This window comes from Bosea sp. BIWAKO-01, assembly GCF_001748145.1.
Classification (GTDB): Bacteria; Pseudomonadota; Alphaproteobacteria; order Rhizobiales; family Beijerinckiaceae; genus Allobosea.
This window is the reverse complement of sequence record NZ_BCQA01000001.1, coordinates 6,541,352-6,557,509: the sequence shown is the minus strand read 5'-3', so window position 1 is coordinate 6,557,509 and position 16,158 is coordinate 6,541,352. Positions and strand designations below refer to the sequence as shown.

Here is a 16,158-nt window from a genome sequence, read left to right as displayed (position 1 = left end):
TCAACGATGTTGCGGAGCGCAGGAGGCCGGGATGTTGAGCAAGCTGGGCGTTGAGGTGCCGATCGTGCAGGCGCCGATGGCGGGTGTTTCGACCCCTGCCCTTGCTGCCGCCGTGTCCAATGCGGGAGGGCTCGGCTCGATCGGTGTCGGTGCGACGGATGCCGCAGGCGCCGGCGCGATGATCGCTGATCTGAGAGCGCGGACCGAGCGCGCGTTCAACGTCAATGTCTTCGTGCACGGCCCGGCACAGCCGGATCCGGAGCGTGAGAAGGCATGGCTGCACTGGCTGGCACCGCTCTTTTCGGAGTTTGGCGTCGCGCCTCCGACGACGCTGCGCACGATCTACAAGAGCTTCGCCGATGATGCCGACATGCTCTCGATGCTGGTCGAGGCGAGGCCGCCGGTCGTCAGTTTCCATTTCGGCCTGCCGTCGCAGCAAGCCATTCAGCGCTTGAAGGGCGCGGGCACGACGCTCCTCGCCACGGCGACCAACCTCGAAGAGGCAAGGCAGATCGAGGCGGCCGGGATCGACGCGATCGTCGCACAGGGCATCGAGGCCGGCGGGCATCGCGGCGTGTTCGATCCGGCCGCTCCCGATGATGCGCTGGGAACTGTCGCCCTGACGCGCCTCCTGGTGGCGAACAGCACGCTGCCGGTCATCGCCGCCGGCGGCATCATGGATGGAGCCGGCATTGCTGCCGCACTCACCCTCGGTGCTGTCGCCGCCCAGCTCGGCACGGCTTTCATCGCCTGTCCGGAATCGGCGGCCGATGATGCCTATCGTGCGGCGCTCGCAGGCCCCGGCGCCTATCACACCCGGCTGACAGCGCTGATCTCGGGCCGGCCGGCGCGCTGCCTCGCCAATCGCTTTACGGAGCTTCAGCAAAGCGTCGCAGGCCGGCTGCCGCCGGATTACCCGATCGCCTATGACGCCGGAAAGGCCCTCCATGCCGCCGCAAAGGCCAGGGGCGAACACGGTTTCGGCGCCCAATGGGCCGGGCAGGGCGCTCCGCTCGCCCGTGCCATGCCGGCGGCCGAGCTCGTCGCTACATTGCTGCGCGAGTTGAAGGCGGCGCCCTTCCCACCCCAGGGGCAATGACGGGCCGCTGCCATCTGCCTGAAAAGCGGATTGCGGATATCGGGAAAGCCGCTGCGGCCGCAAGGCCCGAGTGGTTTGCGGAAGATCGGGCCATCAAGCAGATTGTCGCGCGCCGCAATGGCTGACGAGAGATCGTGGACGAGTTTCGGGAATCGCTAAGCCTTCGGATGCTCACGATCCCGGCCGGCATCGTGGCGCTGAGGGACGACCGCACCCAGCGGCGCTGGGATGTCGCGCTGGAATCCTTCAGGATTGGAGCCGCCCCGGTGACGCAGGCCCTCTACGCCGAGGTCACGGGGAGTTGGCCTTCATCCCATGTGGACGCCAGATGCCCTGTAGAAAGCGTCTCCTGGCTCGACGCGGTTGCGTTCTGCAATCAACTGTCCGGAAAACGGGGCCTCACTGCGGCCTATGTCATCCACGACGACGCGCAAGGCGCTGATCTCCTCGCCGATGCCGACGGATATCGCCTTCCCACTGAGGCAGAGTGGGAACACGCCTGCCGTGCGGGAACGCGCGGGCCGCGCTATGGCCACCTCGGCGATATCGCCTGGTTCGCCGATAACTCGGGCGAGCGACCCCAGCCCGTTGGCGGCAAGCAATCCAATGCCTGGGGTCTCTACGATATGCTCGGCAACGTATGGGAGTGGTGCTCCGACCAGTACGACCCTCAGATCTACGGCGCCTACCGCATCTTCCGTGGCGGCGGTTGGGCAGACCGCGAAAGAGGTTGCCTGGCAACCAATCGCCGTCGAAGCCACCCCACCTTCCGGGTCGACGATCTGGGCTTCCGCCTCTGCGCAAACGCTGGAGTGTCGGGAACAGACGGGCGGATGGGCAGCTAAAGCATCGGCCCGAAAAGCGGATTGCGGTTTTCGGGGCAAAGCCGATGCAAAGACAAAACGTTAGATCATCGGACAGGATACGATATCCGGTCCGATGATCCAGGGGCGAGAGCGAAATCTGGCCAGCCCAATGATAACGCCTGCTTTGGGACCATACCCGTCCGTTGCCCGCACGGTTCCGGGGATCAATAGGTTGGGGGCGTGATGGCGCTGACGATCTCGCTCGGTTCGCTCGAGGCGTTCCGGAACCGATGCGGCTCCCGGCTGTCGAAATAATAACCATCGCCGGGCTGCAGGATCGATGACCGGCCCGCGACGGTGACCTCGACCGCGCCGCGGATGACGAGGCCGCCTTCCTGGGCCGAATGGGAGAAGGCCTCGCCCGTATCGGCGCCGGGCGCGTAGGTCTCGTGCAGCATCAGCATCGAGCGGTTGGGAAAGCCGGTTCCGATGACGCGGTAGGAGATCGCGTCGGCCCGGCCGATTTCCGTCATTTCGGCCGCACGGCAGAAGGGATTTGGCGGCGAGATCGCATGAAAATCCAGAAAGAAGCCCGACATGGTCGTGCCGAGCGCGTCGAGCACGGCATGCAGCGTGTCGAGCGAAGGGCTGATCAGGTCGCGCTCGATCAGCGAAATCGACGAGTGGGAAATCCCTGAACGCAAGGCGACGGCCCGGACGCTGAGCTGGCGGCGCAGGCGAAGCTCCCTCAAACGGTCGCCGATCTTCATGGGGAGGCCTCCTTCACGCGGGGGCCGCATCTGAGCCCAGCTGGTGAATATCTTCAACGCCCCTGCTGGCCTCCTTGCCTTGTCGCCGCGTGGCGCAGAAGCTTGCCGCTCTCTCCCGCTCACCGGAAGCAGCCTGCATGTCCAAATCCGATCCCGCCCAGGAAGCCCGGATCACGCGCATCAAGGCGCCGCAGCGCAGCGCCTGGAGCGACAACACCCCGGTCGAGACCACGGTGAAGGCGGTTCTGGAGGCCGTGCGGCGGGATGGCGACGCGGCCCTGCGGCACTATTCCCGCGAATTCGACAAGCTCGAGATCGACGCCTTCGAAGTCACGCCCGCCGAGCGCGCCGCCGCGCTGGACGGGTTGGAGACACAGACCCGCGCCGACACCGAGTTCGCGATCGAGCGCGTGCGGGCCTTTGCCGAGGCGCAGCGCCAGACCCTGCTGCCCCTGGAGATCGAGCCGCTGCCCGGCCTGCATCTCGGCCACCGCATCATCCCCATCGCCCGCGTCGGCGCCTATGTGCCGGGCGGGCGCTATCCGCTGCTCTCGGCGCCGATCATGACGATCGTGCCGGCCAAGGTCGCCGGCTGCGACGAGGTCATCGCCTGCCTGCCGCCCGGTGCCCATCCCGCGATGATCGCCGGCTGTCATCTCTCCGGCGCCGACCGGATCTTTCGCGTCGGCGGTGCGCAGGCGATCGCCGCGATGGCCTTCGGCACGGGGACCATTCCGGCGGTCGACAAGATCGTCGGCCCGGGCAACGCCTATGTGAATGAGGCCAAGCGGCAGGTCTTCGGGCTGGTCGGCATCGACCAGCTCGCCGGGCCGAGCGAGATCTTCGTCGTCGCCGACGAGACCGGCGATGCGGTGACGATCGCGGTCGACCTCCTGGCGCAAGCCGAGCATGACGTGCGCACCCGCGTCGGCCTGATCACCACGGACCGCGCCCTGGCGGACAAGGTGCTCGTCGAGATCGAGCGGCAGCTCGGCAACCTTTCGACCGCGCCGGTCGCCGCCGCCGCCTGGCGCGACTATGGCGAGATCGTCGTCTGCGCCGATGAGGCCGCGATGCTGGCCTATTCCGACCATATCGCCGCGGAGCATCTCGAGGTGCATACCCGCGACCCGCATGCGACGGCGGCGAAGCTGCGCAATTTCGGCTCGATCTTCATCGGAGTCGCAGCCAGCGTGGTCTATTCCGACAAATGCTGCGGCACGAACCACACGCTGCCGACCATGGCGGCCGGGCGCTATACCGGCGGCCTCTGGGTCGGCTCCTATCTCAAGACCTGCACGCATCAATGGCTCGACGAGCGCGGCGTGGCGGCCGTCGCCCCGCCGGCCATGCGCCAGAGCGCCAGCGAAGGCCTGGAAGGGCACCGGCGAGCGGCGGCGCTGCGGCTCGCGCCGGCGCAGCTCCTGAGCGAGATCGGAGCCTGATCGGCGCGAAGTTTTTCGGGAAGCCCCTCTATCGCACCGCGATAAACGGGGCTCCAATAGGGGCAACGACGATCCCAACCGCGAGGGGCGGGGGGATCGCTGCAGCAGAAGCAGGGAGAAGATCCATGACGTTTCTGAAGTCCATACTCGGCAGCACCGCGCTCGCGGCGGGGCTCGTCATCGCCGGCCTCGGCGCGGCGTCGGCCCGCGATCTCACCGTCGTATCCTGGGGCGGCAACTACCAGGACGCGCAGCGCAAGATCTATTTCAAGCCCTTCGCGGAAAAGGCCGGCAAGCCGGTCCTCGACGAATCCTGGGATGGTGGCGTCGGCGTCATCCAGGCCAAGGTGAAGGCGGGTACGCCGAACTGGGACGCCGTGCAGGTCGAGGCCGATGAACTCGCCATCGGCTGCGCCGACGGCCTCTACGAGAAGCTCGACTGGGGCAAGCTCGGCGGCAAGGACAAGTTCCTGCCGAGTGCGGTCAGCGATTGCGGCGTCGGGGCCATCGTCTGGTCGACGCTGCTCTCCTACGATTCCGAGAAGCTGAAGACGGCGCCGACCTCCTGGAAGGACTTCTGGGACACCAAGACCTTTCCGGGCAAGCGCGCCCTGCGCCGGGGCCCGAAATACGCGCTCGAATTCGCGCTGATGGCCGATGGCGTCGCGCCGAAGGACGTCTACAAGACGCTGCGCGAGAAGGGCGGCGTCGACCGCGCCTTCAAGAAGCTCGACGAGATCAAGTCCGATATCGTCTGGTGGGAATCGGGCGCGCAGCCGCTGCAGCTGCTGAAATCCGGCCAGGTCGTGATGACCTCGGCCTATAACGGCCGCATCAGCGGCATCAACAAGACCGAGGGCACCAAGTTCAAGACCGTCTGGCCGGGCTCGATCTACGCCGTCGACAGCTGGGTGATCCTGAAGGGAAGCCCGAACAAGGACCAGGCGATGGACTTCATCGCCTTCGCCAGCCTGCCGGAGAACCAGTCCAAACTGCCGCAGGACATCGCCTATGGCCTGCCCAGCAAGGCTGCCGCAGCCGCCGTCCCGGCCGATCTCGCCGTGGATCTGCCGACCGCGCCGCAAAATCTCGAGAATGCGATCGCGATCGATGTCGACTACTGGAACGACAATATCGAGGACCTGACCAAGCGCTTCAACGCCTGGGTCGGCAAATAGGGCCGGCAAATCGGGCGGTAAGCGAGGGCGGCCACCGGCCGCCTTCGCCTGGCCGCTTGTCATGCGACGCGTCCCGGGCACGCCAGATCGTGTCCGGGGCCGCCCCCGTCATCCGCCCGGCATGGCGCCGTCTCCGACCGGTGCCTCGTCGCGGCCGCGACGGCTTCGCCTCATCCTCACGGGAAGATTGATCATTTGCGAGATCTGGATCCGTTCATTCATTTCGAGGCCATCAGCAAGGTATTCGGCACGGTCACGGTGGTTGACGCCCTCGACTTCCATGTCGCGCGGGGCGAGTTCGTCAGCCTTCTCGGCCCCTCGGGCTCGGGCAAGACGACGCTCCTGATGATGCTCGCCGGTTTCGAGGCGCCGTCCGGGGGGCGCATCCATGTCGACGGGCGGCGCGTCGAGCATCTGCCGCCGCACAAGCGCGAGATGGGCGTCGTCTTCCAGAATTACGCGCTCTTCCCGCATATGACGATCGCCGAGAATGTCGGCTTTCCCCTCAAGATGCGCGGCGTCGCCAGGGCGGAGCGTGAGGCAAGGGTGAAGCGCGCGCTCGATCTGGTGCGCCTGGGCCATCTCGCCGACCGCCGGCCCTCGCAGCTCTCCGGCGGCCAGCAGCAGCGCATCGCGCTCTCGCGGGCCCTGGTCTACGAGCCCAAGGTCGTGCTGATGGACGAGCCGCTGAGCGCGCTCGACAAGCAGTTGCGCGAGCATATGCAGCTCGAGATCCGTGGGCTGCATCGCGAACTCGGGCTGACCGTGATCTTCGTGACCCATGATCAGGGCGAGGCTCTGACCATGTCGGACCGTGTCGCGGTGCTGAACCGCGGCAAGATCGAGCAGTTCGATACGCCCTCGGGTCTCTATGACAGGCCGCAGACACGCTTCGTCGCCGAGTTCATCGGCGAGACCAATCTGCTGGCGGGGCGGGTCTCGCAGCGCCAGGGCGAGGCCGCGACGGTTGCGCTCGCCTCCGGCGGGAGCGTGAGCTGCGACAGGGCAGGGCCGTTTGAACCCGGCAGCGAGGTCATGGTCTCGGTCCGCCCCGAAATGCTGCATCTCGTGCAGGACGCTGCTGCCGCGAACGCCTTGCGGGTGACGGTCGAAGACCATGTCTACCATGGCGACCATATCCGCCTGCATCTCGCCTTCGGGGAGAGCCGCCTCATTGCCCGGGCCGGGCGTCGCGATGCGGCCCCGCCGATCGACAGCACGGCCTTCGCCAGCTTCGCGCCCGGCGATTGTTCGCTGGTGGCGCCATGAGCGCGCGCTTCAAGGCCCTGCTCCTGATCCTGCCGCTGGTGCTCTTCCTCGGCTTCTTCTTTCTCTGGCCGCTCTGGATGATGATCTCTACGGCGGTGCAGGGCGGCACGGTGCGCCTGGCCTTTCCGCAGACGGCGACTGCGATCGCAAGCTGGGATGGCGGGGGCCCGCCGCCGGCGTCCTTGCAGGCGGCGCTCATTCGGGACTTGCGGACGGACACGCCGCAGGAGCGCTTCGGCGATGCGGTCCGCACGCTGAACAGCCAGCAGGCCGGTTTCCGCACGCTGCTGCCCCGGACGGCGCGGGCCGTGCGCGAGGCCGGCGAAACCGATGTGGTCGATCTGGCCGCTGTCGACCCGCGCTGGAACGAGCAGGGCTATTGGCTGGCGCTGAAGCGCAGCATGCCGGCCTATACCGATGCCAATCTGCTGGCGGCGGTCGACCTCAAGCGCAATGACGAGGCGCGGATCGAGCCCGTCGAAGCCGATTTCGCCGTCAACCGCGCGATCATGCTGCGCACCTTCGTCATTGCCGGCCAGGTCACGCTGCTCTGCGCGGCGATCGGCTTGCCCTTCGCGATGCTGGCGGCGAGCGTGTCGGGCTGGAAGCGCAATGCGCTGCTCATCGCCGTGCTGCTGCCGCTCTGGACATCGCTGCTGGTGCGCACGGCAGCCTGGCTGATCCTGCTGCAGGATAACGGGCTCATCAACCAGACGCTGCGTGCGCTCGGGCTGATCGAGACGCCGCTCTCGCTGATCTACAACCGCACCGGCGTGTTGATCGCCATGACGCATGTCCTGCTGCCGCTGATGGTGCTTCCGATCTATGCGAGCCTGATCGCGATCCCGCGCAACCTGATGCCGGCCGCCGCGGCGCTGGGCGCCGCCCCGCTGCAGGCCTTCCGCCATGTCCTGCTGCCGCTCGCGATGCCTGGTCTGCTCTCAGGCTCGCTGCTCGTCTTCATGGTGGCGCTCGGTTACTACATCACGCCTGCCCTGACCGGTGGAGCCGGCGACCAGATGATCAGCTCGGTTATCGCCTTCTACGCCACCGGAACGGCGAACTGGGGCATGGCGGGCGCGCTTGGCCTCTTCCTGCTGGTGCCGACGACCGTGCTCTACATCCTCTACGGCCGGCTTTCGCGCACGCCGCTGGTGCAGACATGAGCGGCGTGACCCGCCCCGGCGGCACGGCTTTCAATGCTGTGCGGCTCGCCTTCGCGGCGCTTGCCGTCGCCTTCCTGCTGCTGCCGCTCGTCGCGATCCTGCCGCTCGCCTTCACCGACAGCGTCTTCCTGGTCTATCCGATCAGCGGCCCCTCGCTGCGCTGGTTCGGCGCGCTGGCCGAAAGCCAGGCCTGGACCCGGGCGATCGTCAATTCGCTGATCATCGGCACGGGCGCGACGGTCGTCGCAACGGTGGTCGGAACGCTGGCGGCGCTTGGGCTCCGGCGCGAGCTCCTGCCGTTCTCAGGCCTGCTGCGCTCGGTCTTCCTGCTGCCGATGGTGGTGCCGGCGGTCGTGCTCGGCGTCGGCATGCAGATCCTCTACGCCCGCATGGGGCTGGCCTCGAGCTATCTCGGCGTCATCATTGCGCATGCGGTGCTGTGCGTGCCCTTCGTTCTCGTCAATGTCGCGAGCGCGCTGGCCAGCATCGACCCGGCACTCGAGCGTGCCGCGGCCAGTCTCGGCGCCTCGCCGGTCAAGGTCTTCCGCGGCGTGACGCTGCCGCTTGCCATGCCCGGCATCCTGACCGGCGCGGTCTTTGCCTTCGCGACCTCGCTCGACGAGGTGGTGATCACGCTCTTCGTCGCGGGCCCCAACCAGACCACGCTCGCCCGTCAGATGTTCTCCTCGCTGCGCGAAAACATCAGTCCGGCGATCGCGGCCGCGGCCTTCATCATCATGATCCTGACCTTCGCCCTGCTGCTGGCCGTGAAGGGCGCCTCGCTCTTCACCGCGCTGCGCAGGAAGCAAAGGGCTGAGCCGAGCGAGGCTTGAGACCCGGCCCCGGCGCCCAGGCGGGCGTCGAGGCCGGGCATCACGGGCAATCGTCCGGCAGCGCCTGGCGGAGTTGCCGCGCGTCACGCATTGCCGTGAAAATCGGTCATCTTGCGGACATCGTGCACGATCTTGTCGGCGAGACTCTGCGCCGCGGGCGACAGCTTCTGCTTGCGCAGCGTGATCAGCGCCATGCTGCGCGTAATGCTCGGTTCTGTCAGTTTCAGCACCGCCGTTGCCTTGAGACTGGCACTATCAAGCCGGGATGCGGGCTGCACGGCGACGCCCAGGCCAGCCTCGGCCATCGCGATGACCGTCTCGGACTGGATGAACTGGTATCGTGTGGGCACCTCCAGTCCGAGATTCTGCATGGCCTCGTCGAGGAGCCTGCGCACCGCGGTCTCCCGGGTCTGCACGAGCATCGGAAGTTGCGACAGTTCGGTCAGGGTGATGCTGTCGCGCGGGCGATCGAGAAAATGGTGCGGCACCAGGGCCTGGAGCGGCTCGACCATGATCGTCGTGAAGTCGAACGTCGTGTCCTCGTCCTCGGGCCCGATCGCGAAGTCGACTTCCTTCTGCCGCAGGGCCTCGTAGAGATCCCGCGATGTCAGCTCCCGGACCGTGACGGCGATGCCGGGGTAAGCCCGCACGAACTCGGTCAGCACCGGGGGCAGGTGAATGGAAGCCATGTGCGAAGAGCAGGCCAGGGATAACTGGCCACGCTTGGCGTCGCTCTCCTCGCGGATCCGGCGCAGGCCGAGATTGATCTCGTAAAAGGCCTTTCGCGTGCTGTCGCGGAGATGACTCCCCTCCACGGTCAGCTTCACGCTGCGCGTCGTCCGCTCGAAAAGGGTCACGCCGAGCTGCGCCTCGATCTGCATGATCTGGGCGCATACGGCCGAGTGCGAGCGGTTGAGCGTCTCCGCGGCGACCCGGAAGCTGCCCTTTTCCGCAACCACCAGGAAGGTCTGAAGCACCTTCATGTTGATGCCGCCGATGACGTCCATTGCGACGCTCTCCTGCTGGTCTGAAATCCTGACCAATCAGTAGGATTTTGCGAATTGTTTTACCAGCGGGGAACGCTACGCTCCTTGGGCTGCGAAGCGATTTTCGGATGAAGCCGGCTTGAAGAAATGGCTCGGCACATCCGGCAGGGAGGACAGGATGGGATCGAGGAAGAACGCGAGGGATCGCCGGGCGCGCGTTGCGCTCGCAGTCCGGCCGGCTGCGGCAAACGCGGTGTTTTCGTACAGGGCCGCGTCGCGCCGCCCATCTTTGCACTGAGCGCCGCCCCTGGCCTGCATTCCCCGGTGGGTGAGCGGGCGCAGCCGGACGCCGTTCAGCACAACCCCCGAACACACCTCAAGGGCCGGCCCCTGATCATCCCTGTGATTGCAGCCGACTTCCCTCAACGCACGCGGATATTGCCCCTATGGTCTATCATCACCTCTATTCGAAATTCGCCAGGGACGGCCAGGTGCGGGCCGGCGTCATCGGCGCCGGCAACTATGGCACCGCCATCGTCACGCAGGATCCCCATACCCCGCGTCTCTCGGTTGTCATCGTTGCGGATATTTCGCTGGACGCAGCCAGGGGCGCGTATCTGAAGGCCGGCTTCGAGCCCGCGACCATTGCCTATGCCGACAGTGTCGAGGCTGCGCAGAGCGCGATCGAGGCCGGCAAGCGGGTCTACACCGACAAGCCCCTGATCGTGGTCGATCTGCCTTCGGTCGACGTGGTCTGCGAAAGCACCGGAATTGCCGAGGCGAGCGTCGTCTATGCGCTGAGAGCGATCGAAAATCGCAAGCACGTCGCCATGATCACCAAGGATTGCGACGTCACCGTCGGCCCGATGCTGAAGAAGCTCGCCCGCGAGGCGGGGGTCGTCTACACGCCGGTGGACGGCGACCAGCACGGCCTGTTCATCCAGTTCTATGAATGGGCCAAATCCGTGGGCCTGACGGTCATCAGTGGGGGCAAGGCCACGGATGGAGAGTTCATCTACGACGATGAAACGGGTGTCGCGCGCGTCGTCACCGACAAGCCGATACATTCACCCTATCAGGCCTCGTTCGTCGTCGACCCCGAAGATCGCCAATATCTGCAGATGATCCCCCAGGGGCTCACGCAGGACTATGTCGCGCGACGCACGGCAATATTGAATAAACTGCCGCAGCCTGGCTCCTACGATCTTTGCGAGATGACGATCGCCGCAAACTATACCGGCCTGTCTCCGGCGGTCGATACGCTCATTCATGCGCCGTTGCGCATCACGGAAATTCCGGTCGCCTATTGCGAGCAGGAGCATGGCGGCCTGTTCGATCGCGCCGGCAAGATCGACCTCGCCACCTGCCTGCGGGCCCCCACGGAGTCGGGCCTCGGCGGCGGCGTCTTTCTGGTCGTGCGCTGCGACAACGCCTATTCGAACCACGTCCTGACGACGAAGGGGCAGATCGCCAATTACGACGACACTGCCGCAGTGATCTACCGGCCCTATCATCTGTGCGGCGTCGAGACGTCGACCTCGATCCTGATGGCCGGCCTGCTTGGCATCGATACCGGCTCGGACGACTACCTGCCGCGCTACGATCTGGTGAAAATCGCCGCGCGCGACATTCAGGCGGGCGAAGTCTTCGGCAACGATCACAGCCCGCAGCTGGTCGCGCGCATTGTGCCCGCACAGCCCGTCGCGCCCGGCAATCTGGCGTGCTCGCATCTGCTCGTCGGGAACCGCGCCTTGGTGGATATCCCGGCCGGGACGGCGATAACCTATGACATGGTCGAGGAGCCCGCAGGCTCGCCGCTCTGGGGCCTGAGGCGGCGGCAGGACCAGACCTTTCTGACGCAGGAACCGGCCGTTGCCGCCCCAAGATTGGAAAAGGTCTGATGGCGGCTTCCCCCCGGATCGTCCTGTTCCACGCGACGCCGGTGGCGATCGAGCCGGTCATGGGGGCAATGGCGCGCCTGTGGCCGGAGGCGGAGCCCGTGAATCTGCTGGACGACAGCCTGACGACCGATCGTGCCAGGGATGGGGCGGATCTGTCTGAAGGGCTGACGGAGCGCTTCGTCGATTTCGGCCGCTATGCCCGCCGCATCGGCGCCGATGGCATCCTTGTCACCTGCTCGGCCTTCGGCCCGGCGATCGAGCGCATGGCGCAGACGCTACCTATTCCGGTGGTGAAGCCCAACGAGGCGATGTTCCGCCAGGCCATCGCCACCGGCGGCCGCATCGGAATGCTGGCGACCTTTGCGCCCGCCGTCTCGACCATGACCCGCGAGTTCGAGGCCTTCGTGTCGGAGGCGCGGGCTGCGGCAACCCTCGATACGATCGTCGTCGACGACGCCATCTCACGTCTCAACAGGGGCGACGCCGACAGCCATAATCGCCTGGTTGCCGAACGCGCGCGCGATCTGGGCGGCCACGACGCGATCATGCTGGCGCATTTTTCGACCTCGCGCGCGGCCGTCGCGGTGCGCGCGGTCGTCGATATTCCCGTGCTGTCGGCCCCTGACGCGGCCGTTGCCCGAATGCGCGCGTTAGTCACAAGGGGCTGATGCCGTTTCGGGCATCCAAGCCTCATTCCGATGAAGACCGAATCCAAGCAGCGCTACCCCGAGACCAAGACCTGATATCCCGCAGATCAATCATGGGGCTCCGATCAACGAGGGCTCCCGACCAAGGAGGAGATGGAGATGCCCGGCTTTTTGAAGACGACCTGTGCCGCGGTGGCCCTGGCTGCTTTCGCGGCAACAGGGGCGCTGGCTCAATCGGCGTCGACGACCTATCCGGCCGCCTATGCGGACATGGTGGCGGCGGCGAAGAAGGAGGGGAAGGTCGTCGTCTACTCGCCGACCGATTCCGGGCAGGCCAACGCGCTGATCAGTGCGTTCCAGAAGAAATATCCGGGCGTCACGATCGACTATAACGACCTCTCGAACACGGCGATCTACAACCGCGTGGTCAGCGAGTTCGCGGCAAGGCAGGTCGGCGGCGACGTGGTCTGGTCGGTCGGCCTCGATCTCCAGGTGCGGCTCGTCGAGGATGGCTTGGCGGAAAGCTATGCGTCGCCCGAGGCTCAGAACCTGCCCGGTTTCGCGAAGTACAAGGACGCCGCCTATCTGACGTCGATCGAGCCGGGCGTGATCCTCTACAACAAGAAGCTCGTGCCGGCAGCGATGGTGCCGAAGAACCTGGCCGACCTGACGCGGCTCATGAAGGAAAACAAGGAGGTCTTCCGGGGCAAGGTCGCAAGCTGGGACCCGGAGAAGTCGGGGCAGGGCTATGTCGCCATGCAGGACGACATGCGCCACAATCCCGGCTTCTGGAGCTTGATGTCCGCCTTTGGCGAGGCCGGCGGCAAGATCTACTCCAATTCCGGCCAGATGCGCGAGAAGGTGGTTTCCGGAGAGGAGATCATCGCCTTCTACGTCAATGGCGCCTACGCGACCGAATGGGTGAAGGCCAATCCGACGCTGGGCATCATCTATTCCGACGAGCGCACGAGCGCTGTCTCGCGTGCGGCGCTGATCGCCAAGAACGCGCCGCATCCCAATGCGGCCAGGCTCCTGATCGACTTCATGCTCTCCCAGGAGGGGCAGAAGGTGATGGGTGAATCCGGACTTCCCTCTGTCCGCAGCGATGTCGAGGGCGTGCCCAATTTCAAGAGCCTGAACGAGCTCGCGAATGGCAAGCTGCAGCCGATCGCGCTCGATGCGGCGCTGCTCGAGAATCTCGATAAGACCAAGCGCGCGGATTTCTTCACCCGCTGGAAGCAGGCGATGCGCCGCTGAGCGGCGCCATCACGCCAAGGCAGATAAGGACTACTTCATGCGTGCCAGGGGCGATGCCTTGGGTTTTCGCGGGATCACGATCGGCCTGCTCGGATTGCTGGTTCTCGCCCCTGTCGGGCTCATCATCTACCAGAGCGTTCTCGACGGTCCGTTCTTCTACGCGACTGCGGGATTCAGCTTCTCGTCCTATGCCTATGTCTTCGCCGACCCGGATTTCTATCGGGCGCTGTGGACGACGCTCGCCTTCGCTGTCGGCCTCGTCGTCATTGCGGTGCCGCTCGGGGCGGCGCTCGCCTTCCTGCTGACGCGCACCGACATCAAGGGGCGTGCCTGGATCGAGCCCGTCGTGCTGGTGCCGATGTTCCTGTCGGCCCTGGTCCTCGGCTTCGGCTACACCGTGTCGGTCGGGCCCTCGGGCTTCGTCTCGCTCGCGGTGCAGGATGTCCTGGGCTTCGTGCCCTGGAATATCTACGGGCTGCCTTCGCTCATCGTCATCGGCGGCCTGAGCCATGTGCCTTATGTCTATCTCTATGTCTCATCGGCGATGCGGAACCTTCCGGCCGATCTGGAGGAGGCGGCGCGCACGATGGGCGCCGGCCTGCCGCGGATCGCGCTGGAGGTGACGCTGCCGCTGGTCCTGCCTGCGCTGGTCTACAGCGCGGCTTTGAACTTCCTGCTTGCCTTCGAGAGCTTCGGCCTGCCGCTCGTCCTCGCCGATCCCAGCGGCGTCCTGGTCCTGACGACCTATCTCTACAAGCTCACGACGCTGCTCGGCGTGCCCTCCTATCATCTGATGGCGGCGGTCGCTGTGCTGCTGCTGATCGTCACCTTGCCGCTTGTCGCGGTCCAGCGCCGCCTCCTCGACCGCTCGCGCCGCTATGCCACGGTCGGTGGCAAGGGCGGCCGGCCGACGCGGATCAAGCTCGGGCGCGCCGGCCAGATCGTCGCTCTCTCCCTGATCGGGCTGTGGCTGCTGATCTCGGTTGTCCTGCCCATCAGCGGGATTGCCGTTCGCGCCTTCGTCGACTCCTGGGGGCAGGGCGTGGATCTGCTGGAGCACCTGACGCTGGCGAATTTCCAGCAGCTGTTCCGGATCTCCAGCCTGTCGCGCGGCCTCGTCAACACCGGGCTGATCGCGGTTGTCGGCGGTGCGATCGCGGTTGCGGTCTATCTCGTCGTGGCATTGGCCGGACATCGGAACACGAGCTTTGCCGCGGTGGCGCTCGACTACATGGTCCTCCTGCCACGGGCCCTGCCTGGGCTCGTCATCGGCCTCGCATTCTTCTGGCTGTTCCTGTTCGTGCCATTTCTGTCGCCACTGCGCGCGACGCTGGTGAGCCTGCTCGTCGCTTATGTCGTGGTCGGCCTGTCCTATGGCCTGCGCCTGATCCAGAGCACGCTGCTCCAGGTCTCGCCCGAGCTCGAGGAAGCGGCCCGCACCAGCGGGGCGAACCTGCGGCGCACCTGGACCGAGGTGGTGATCCCGATCGTCCGTCCCGGCCTCTTCGGCGCCTGGGCGATGATCATGATCATCTTCCTGCGTGAATACGCGACGGGCGTCTATCTCATGACCAGCGGAACCGAGGTGATCGGGTCGCTGATCGTCTCCCTTCTGGCCAGCGGCGATCTCGCCACGATCGCCGCCCTGTCCCTGATCAGCGTCACCTTCACGGCCCTTGGCCTGGCGGTGGCCTTCCGCTTCGGAGCCTATGCCAAATGACGGATCTGCGCGTCGAGAACATCGAATTGAGTCTCGGGGCGACCCCGGTTCTCAAGGGCGCGACCTTCGAGGGGCGTCGCGGCGAGATCGTCGCCTTGCTGGGCGCCTCCGGCAGCGGCAAGACCACGCTGCTGCGGTCGATCGCGGGGCTCGAACACCCGTCGAAAGGGCGCATCACCATCGGGGGAAAACCTGTCCTCGATGTCGAGCGCCGCTTCAGCCTGCCGCCGGAGCAGCGCGATATCGGGCTCGTCTTCCAGTCCTATGCGCTTTGGCCGCATCGCACGGTGGCGGAGAATGTCGCCTTCGGCCTGAAGCTTCGCGGCGTTGCGGCGGCAGATATCGGCCGGCGTGTCGCCGACATGCTCGGGCGGCTCGGGCTCGGACATCTGGGCGAGCGCTATCCGTTCCAGCTGTCGGGTGGACAGCAGCAGCGCGTCGCGATCTGCCGGGCGCTGGTCTACGAGCCGCGCGCGATTCTGCTCGACGAGCCCCTGTCCAATCTCGATGCGAAGCTGCGTGACGAGGCCCGCTATTTCATCCGCAAGCTGATCCTCGACCTCCAGCTCTGTGCCGTCATCGTGACGCATGACCAGAGCGAGGCGCTGGCGATGTCCGACAGGGTGATCCTGCTCAAGGACGGCGCCATCCTTCAGGAGGGAACGCCGATCGATATCTATGAGAACCCGCGCAACCGCTATGTCGCGGAGTTCCTCGGCGCGAACAACCTGCTTCATGGCGAGGCGCGGACCGGGCCCGGCGGGGTGACGTCCATTCATGGCGCAGGCTGGCATCTGGCCGGCTCCGCGCAGGACGGGGTGACCGCTCATGCCGCGGTCGCGGTCGTCCGCGTCGACAAGGTGCGGGTCGTCGATGGCCCCGGCCAGAACCGCGTTCCGGTCGAGATCGAAGCCAGCATCTATCTCGGGCAGCACTGGGAATACCGGATGTCGCTGGGCGGGGCGCATCTGCGCGCCTTCGGGCCGCACCCCATCGCTCCCGGGTCTGCCTGGTGCGAGTTCCCGCCCGAGAGCGTGTGGATCTTCGCCGACCGCGCGTCGGCCTGACCCGACGAAGCGGA

At 66.2% G+C, this 16,158-nt stretch carries 14 protein-coding genes; 12 read left to right on the top strand and 2 right to left on the bottom strand.

What is annotated here, in order from left to right; all coding sequences use genetic code 11:
- Positions 1-31: 31 nt before the first annotated feature.
- Positions 32-1,099, top strand: a complete 1,068-nt coding sequence (locus BIWAKO_RS30425) for an NAD(P)H-dependent flavin oxidoreductase (RefSeq protein ID WP_069881822.1) — start codon at positions 32-34, stop codon at positions 1,097-1,099.
- A gap of 167 nt (positions 1,100-1,266) precedes the next feature.
- Positions 1,267-1,944, top strand: a complete 678-nt coding sequence (locus BIWAKO_RS30420) for a formylglycine-generating enzyme family protein (RefSeq protein ID WP_069881821.1) — start codon at positions 1,267-1,269, stop codon at positions 1,942-1,944.
- Between the two features lie 185 nt (positions 1,945-2,129).
- On the opposite strand, the gene BIWAKO_RS30415 is transcribed toward BIWAKO_RS30420, so the two are convergent.
- Positions 2,130-2,675: a cupin domain-containing protein gene (locus BIWAKO_RS30415; protein ID WP_244523591.1), complete on the bottom strand. Its 546-nt coding sequence runs from the start codon at positions 2,673-2,675 to the stop codon at positions 2,130-2,132.
- 137 nt (positions 2,676-2,812) lie between these two features.
- On the opposite strand from BIWAKO_RS30415, the gene hisD reads away from it, so the two are divergent.
- From hisD to BIWAKO_RS30390, 5 genes are all read left to right on the top strand, one after another.
- Positions 2,813-4,120, top strand: a complete 1,308-nt coding sequence (gene hisD, locus BIWAKO_RS30410; protein WP_069881819.1) for a histidinol dehydrogenase — start codon at positions 2,813-2,815, stop codon at positions 4,118-4,120.
- Between the two features lie 125 nt (positions 4,121-4,245).
- Positions 4,246-5,298 carry an ABC transporter substrate-binding protein gene (locus BIWAKO_RS30405; protein ID WP_069881818.1) on the top strand — a complete coding sequence of 351 codons (1,053 nt, stop codon included), beginning with the start codon at positions 4,246-4,248 and terminating at the stop codon, positions 5,296-5,298.
- A gap of 204 nt (positions 5,299-5,502) precedes the next feature.
- A complete protein-coding gene (locus BIWAKO_RS30400; protein ID WP_069882938.1) occupies positions 5,503-6,567 on the top strand; it encodes an ABC transporter ATP-binding protein in 1,065 nt (354 codons plus the stop codon).
- Positions 6,564-7,733 (top strand): ABC transporter permease, encoded by a 1,170-nt coding sequence (locus tag BIWAKO_RS30395; RefSeq protein WP_069881817.1) that lies wholly within the window; start codon positions 6,564-6,566, stop codon positions 7,731-7,733. The genes BIWAKO_RS30400 and BIWAKO_RS30395 overlap by 4 nt, the downstream gene beginning before the upstream one ends.
- Positions 7,730-8,566, top strand: a complete 837-nt coding sequence (locus BIWAKO_RS30390; RefSeq protein ID WP_069881816.1) for an ABC transporter permease — start codon at positions 7,730-7,732, stop codon at positions 8,564-8,566. Before BIWAKO_RS30395 ends, BIWAKO_RS30390 begins: the two co-directional genes overlap by 4 nt.
- A gap of 83 nt (positions 8,567-8,649) precedes the next feature.
- Here the strand turns inward: BIWAKO_RS30390 and BIWAKO_RS30385 are convergent, their stop codons facing one another.
- On the bottom strand, positions 8,650-9,573 hold the full coding sequence (locus BIWAKO_RS30385; protein WP_069881815.1) for a LysR family transcriptional regulator: 924 nt from the start codon (positions 9,571-9,573) through the stop codon (positions 8,650-8,652).
- A 425-nt stretch (positions 9,574-9,998) separates the two neighbouring features.
- Between BIWAKO_RS30385 and BIWAKO_RS30375 the strand changes: the two genes are divergently transcribed.
- From BIWAKO_RS30375 to BIWAKO_RS30355, 5 genes are all read left to right on the top strand, one after another.
- Complete coding sequence (locus tag BIWAKO_RS30375) at positions 9,999-11,453, top strand: NAD(P)H-dependent oxidoreductase (protein ID WP_069881813.1); 1,455 nt, start codon at positions 9,999-10,001, stop codon at positions 11,451-11,453.
- Entirely contained in the window at positions 11,453-12,121 is a 669-nt protein-coding gene (locus BIWAKO_RS30370; protein ID WP_069881812.1) for an aspartate/glutamate racemase family protein, read from the top strand. Before BIWAKO_RS30375 ends, BIWAKO_RS30370 begins: the two co-directional genes overlap by 1 nt.
- A gap of 138 nt (positions 12,122-12,259) precedes the next feature.
- Positions 12,260-13,357, top strand: a complete 1,098-nt coding sequence (locus BIWAKO_RS30365) for an ABC transporter substrate-binding protein (protein WP_244523590.1) — start codon at positions 12,260-12,262, stop codon at positions 13,355-13,357.
- A 37-nt stretch (positions 13,358-13,394) separates the two neighbouring features.
- Positions 13,395-15,077: an ABC transporter permease gene (locus BIWAKO_RS30360; RefSeq protein WP_069881810.1), complete on the top strand. Its 1,683-nt coding sequence runs from the start codon at positions 13,395-13,397 to the stop codon at positions 15,075-15,077.
- Positions 15,074-16,144, top strand: coding sequence for an ABC transporter ATP-binding protein (locus tag BIWAKO_RS30355; protein ID WP_069881809.1), 1,071 nt, complete (start codon positions 15,074-15,076; stop codon positions 16,142-16,144). Before BIWAKO_RS30360 ends, BIWAKO_RS30355 begins: the two co-directional genes overlap by 4 nt.
- Positions 16,145-16,158: the final 14 nt, after the last annotated feature.

Coding starts and splice junctions, on each gene's coding strand:
- BIWAKO_RS30385 (WP_069881815.1), bottom strand. CDS start 9,573: ATGGACGTCATCGGCGGCATCAACATGAAGGTGCTTCAGACCTTCCTG.
- BIWAKO_RS30415 (WP_244523591.1), bottom strand. CDS start 2,675: ATGAAGATCGGCGACCGTTTGAGGGAGCTTCGCCTGCGCCGCCAGCTC.
- BIWAKO_RS30355 (WP_069881809.1), top strand. CDS start 15,074: ATGACGGATCTGCGCGTCGAGAACATCGAATTGAGTCTCGGGGCGACC.
- BIWAKO_RS30420 (WP_069881821.1), top strand. CDS start 1,267: ATGCTCACGATCCCGGCCGGCATCGTGGCGCTGAGGGACGACCGCACC.
- BIWAKO_RS30405 (WP_069881818.1), top strand. CDS start 4,246: ATGACGTTTCTGAAGTCCATACTCGGCAGCACCGCGCTCGCGGCGGGG.
- BIWAKO_RS30375 (WP_069881813.1), top strand. CDS start 9,999: ATGGTCTATCATCACCTCTATTCGAAATTCGCCAGGGACGGCCAGGTG.
- BIWAKO_RS30425 (WP_069881822.1), top strand. CDS start 32: ATGTTGAGCAAGCTGGGCGTTGAGGTGCCGATCGTGCAGGCGCCGATG.
- BIWAKO_RS30360 (WP_069881810.1), top strand. CDS start 13,395: ATGCGTGCCAGGGGCGATGCCTTGGGTTTTCGCGGGATCACGATCGGC.
- BIWAKO_RS30390 (WP_069881816.1), top strand. CDS start 7,730: ATGAGCGGCGTGACCCGCCCCGGCGGCACGGCTTTCAATGCTGTGCGG.
- BIWAKO_RS30395 (WP_069881817.1), top strand. CDS start 6,564: ATGAGCGCGCGCTTCAAGGCCCTGCTCCTGATCCTGCCGCTGGTGCTC.
- BIWAKO_RS30365 (WP_244523590.1), top strand. CDS start 12,260: ATGCCCGGCTTTTTGAAGACGACCTGTGCCGCGGTGGCCCTGGCTGCT.
- hisD (WP_069881819.1), top strand. CDS start 2,813: ATGTCCAAATCCGATCCCGCCCAGGAAGCCCGGATCACGCGCATCAAG.
- BIWAKO_RS30370 (WP_069881812.1), top strand. CDS start 11,453: ATGGCGGCTTCCCCCCGGATCGTCCTGTTCCACGCGACGCCGGTGGCG.